We start from the raw sequence: 2171 nt of genomic DNA, 5'->3' as shown, positions 1-2171 counted from the left end.
AGATGTGTAAGAGACAGGCCCCCAGGAACAGCGCCGCCGACGACATGCCGAACACCGGGACCAGCAACGAGAAGGGGGCCACCGTGGATGCCGGGTAGCGGCGGAGCAGCCAGCCCCAGGCGCCGAAGCCGAAGACCGTGGTGATCCACGCGACGTAGACGACCGTGCCGGCGCCCTGCCAGTCCAGGGCGCGCAGGGCGTCGTAGTCCGCGCGGGGGCCCTCCAGCAGCAGGGAGAGGAGGAGCAGCGGCAGTACCGGCACCGTGCTCACCCACACCATGAAGTTCAGCGCGTCCGGGGGCGCCGCCTTGCGGGTCAGGACGTTCGAGGCACCCCAGCAGGCGGCGGCCGCGACGCAGAGGGCGAAGGCGCCCAGGGGACCCGACGCGCCCTCGTCCACGGCCGCCACACCGATACCGGCCAGCGCCACCAGCATGCCCGCCAGCCGCAGCCGAGTGGGCCGTTCGCCCAGCACCGCGAAGGCGATGGCCGCCGTGAACACCGCCTGGATCTGGAGCACCAGCGACGACAGGCCCGCCGGCATCCCCGCGTCCATCCCCACGAACAGCAGCCCGAACTTGGCCACGCCCAGCACCAGGCCCACCGCCACGATCCACTTCCACGCCACCTTCGGCGGTCCCACGAGGAACACCGCCGGGAGGGCCGCGACCAGGAAGCGCAGAGCCGAGAAGAGCAGCGGCGGGAAGTGGTCGAGGCCGATCTCGATGACGGTGAAGTTGACGCCCCATACGGCGGCGACGAGGACGGCGAGGGCGATGTGTGCGGGACGCATGCGTCGAGCATCACGTCCCGGGACCGTGAAGCACCAGCGATGATTGCTGCACGGTCGGATGTAGCAATGCTGAACAATGCGACTTCGGTCAAGGGAGGACCCCGTGCTCGATCTGCAACGCCTGCGCGCCCTGCACGCCGTCTCCGTCCACGGCACCGTCGGCGCGGCCGCCGCCGCGCTCGGGTACACGCCCTCCGCCGTGTCCCAGCAGATCGCGAAGCTGGAGCGGGAGACCAGGACCGTGCTCCTGGAACGGGAGGGGCGGGGTGTGCGGCTCACCGCCGAGGCGCTGCAACTCGTCGACACCGCTCAGGAGCTGCTCGCGATCGTGGAGCGGGCCGAGACGGGGATCGAGCGGCGGCGGAGCATTCCGGCGGGGCGGCTGACCGTGGCCGCGTTCGCCTCGGCGGCCCGCGGGCTGATGCCCGCCGTGCTCGCCGACCTCGCCGCCCGGCACCCGGCCCTCGACCTCCGGCTCACCGAGATCGACCCGCATCTGTCCGTCGGGCTGGTCGCCAAGGGGGCGTTGGACATGGCCGTGGTGCACGACTGGGACATCTCGCCGCTGCCCGTGCCGCCGGGGGTCGAGCAGGCGGCCATCGGGGAGGACCGGTGCACGCTGCTCGTCCCCGAGGGGCACCCGTTCGCCGAGCGGAAGGCCGTCCGCCGTGAGGATCTCGGCGGGGAGCGGTGGGTGTGCCAGCCGCCGGGGCGGGTGTGTCACGAGTGGCTCGTACGGACCCTGCGGTCCGCCGGACACGAGCCGGAGATCATCCACCAGGCCGACGAGAACCCGACCCTGGTCGCCCTCGTCGCGGCCGGGCTCGGCATCTGTCTCGTCCCCCGGCTCGGGCGGGGGCCGTTGCCGCGCGGAGTGGTGGAGGTGGAGCTCGATCCGACGCCCGTGCGGCGGCTGTACGCGCTGTGGCGGGCCGGTGCGGCGGGGCGGCCGTCGATCACCGAGACCGTGCGCACGCTCCAGGACCATTGGCCCAAGGTGGCGGCTCATCCGTCCCGTTGACCCCGGGCTCACCAACTTCCGGGATTCGGGGCCGAGGCGGGAACCCGGCCCCACCCCCACTCGTCCAACCCGCAAGCTGTCGGAGAGTCACCGCGGTGCGGTGTCGGCATCGCTGCTGGCTGCGAACGCTGACCTACCCTCTCCGCCGCACCCCGGCCGACAGCACACCGCCATCGGCGCGCCCCCCTCCAACAGCGCCGATGGCGGCCCCCCAACACCGATCCGCCCACCTGCTGGGGGTCCGGGGGTCACCCCCCGGGAAGACGCAGTACCGCGGTGCTGATTCTGCCGCGGGGGTACGGCCCGCGCCGGTCGCTACGTCTCCCCGCCGCCCAGCCGCGTACGCACGCCGCCACC

General features: G+C 73.0%; 2 protein-coding genes. One reads left to right on the top strand and one right to left on the bottom strand.

The features are described 5' to 3' along the window. Window positions 1-793: EamA family transporter (locus HLK59_RS49525; RefSeq protein ID WP_171148255.1), on the bottom strand; the 793-nt coding region annotated here is incomplete at its 3' end. Between the two features lie 103 nt (window positions 794-896). On the opposite strand from HLK59_RS49525, the gene HLK59_RS49520 reads away from it, so the two are divergent. Beyond that, window positions 897-1814: a LysR family transcriptional regulator gene (locus HLK59_RS49520; protein WP_171148254.1), complete on the top strand. Its 918-nt coding sequence runs from the start codon at window positions 897-899 to the stop codon at window positions 1812-1814. The last annotated feature ends 357 nt before the right edge of the window (window positions 1815-2171 follow it).

Source organism: Streptomyces sp. S3(2020) (assembly GCF_013044505.1).
Classification (GTDB): Bacteria; Actinomycetota; Actinomycetes; order Streptomycetales; family Streptomycetaceae; genus Streptomyces.
Note: the sequence above shows the minus strand (reverse complement) of the source record. Positions and strands in the feature narration are given on the sequence as shown.